The sequence below is a fragment of the Thiorhodococcus minor genome (assembly GCF_010820565.1).
GTDB lineage: Bacteria > Pseudomonadota > Gammaproteobacteria > Chromatiales > Chromatiaceae > Thiorhodococcus > Thiorhodococcus minor.
In genome coordinates, this window is the sequence record NZ_JAAIJQ010000271.1 from 1 (window position 1) to 1045 (window position 1045).

General features: G+C 65.1%; 2 protein-coding genes. Both read right to left on the reverse strand.

Going from position 1 to position 1045, the window contains the following annotated elements:
- On the reverse strand, positions 1 to 315 hold a 315-nt coding region (trhA, locus tag G3446_RS26895; RefSeq protein ID WP_209262670.1), incomplete at its 3' end, for a PAQR family membrane homeostasis protein TrhA.
- Between the two features lie 73 nt (positions 316 to 388).
- Positions 389 to 1045, reverse strand: a 657-nt coding sequence (locus tag G3446_RS26900; protein WP_164456708.1) for a Crp/Fnr family transcriptional regulator, incomplete at its 5' end; no start/stop codon positions are given.

A 1045-nucleotide genomic window follows, 5' to 3' on the forward strand; every position in this document is an offset into this window, starting at 1 on the left:
GGCTCCGAACATCAGCCAGCCCAGGGTGCCCTTGAGTCCGACGAGCGTGAAGGGCGTATAGGTCCCGGCGATCAGCAGATAGATGGCCTGATGGTCCAGCACCCGGAAGACCCGTTTCGCTCGGCCACTCAGGCCATGGTAGAGGGTGGAGATCAGATAGAGCAGAACGAGCGTGAAGACGTAGATGCCGGTGCTGACGATCGCGCGGACATCGCCCTTCAGCGCGGCCAGGATGATGAGCACGGCGCCGCCCGCGAGCGCCAGGGCCGCGCCGACCAGGTGACTGATGCTGTTGAAGCGCTCGATTGGTTGCATACCGCCTCCCGTCCACGCATTGGGTCGGCCGGCCGCTGGCTCGGTACCGAATCACCTGCGGTTCCTTCGGACATCAAGGAATCGGCCGATCGGGGAGTAGCCGAAGAAACTCCCGGCGCACGACCTCGTAGCACTCACAGACCCGTGCCTCCAGCCCCGGCCGGTCCAGCACGGTGATGTGCCCCCGGCTATATCGGATCAGCCCCGCACGCTGCAGCCGTCTGGCGGCCTCGGTCACGCCCTCGCGCCTCACCCCGAGCATGTTGGCGATCAGCTCCTGAGTCATCTGCAGCTCGTTGGAGGGCAACCGGTCCAGGCTGAGGAGCAGCCAACGGCAGAGCTGCTGGTCGATCGTATGGTGGCGATTACAGACGGCGGTCTGTGCCATCTGGGTCAGCAGCGCCATGGTGTAGCGCAGCAGCAGTGGCTGCAAGGTCCCGTGGCGGCGTCCCCCAAAGCGGGCGAATTCACGCTTGAGCACCTGCCCCTTCAAGCGATAGGCATAGCCAGCGCTCTGCACGACGGCCCGATTCGGCACGGTTTCGCCGCCCATGAAGAGGGCGATGCCGACGATGCCTTCGTTGCCGACCACGGCGATCTCGGCGGAGGCGCCATCCTCCATCACATAGAGCAAGGACACGATGGCGTCGGTGGGGAAGTAGACATGGCTCAATCCCTCGCCAGACTCGTAGAGGGCCATCCCAAGCGGCAGCCGGACCAGCTCCAGGTG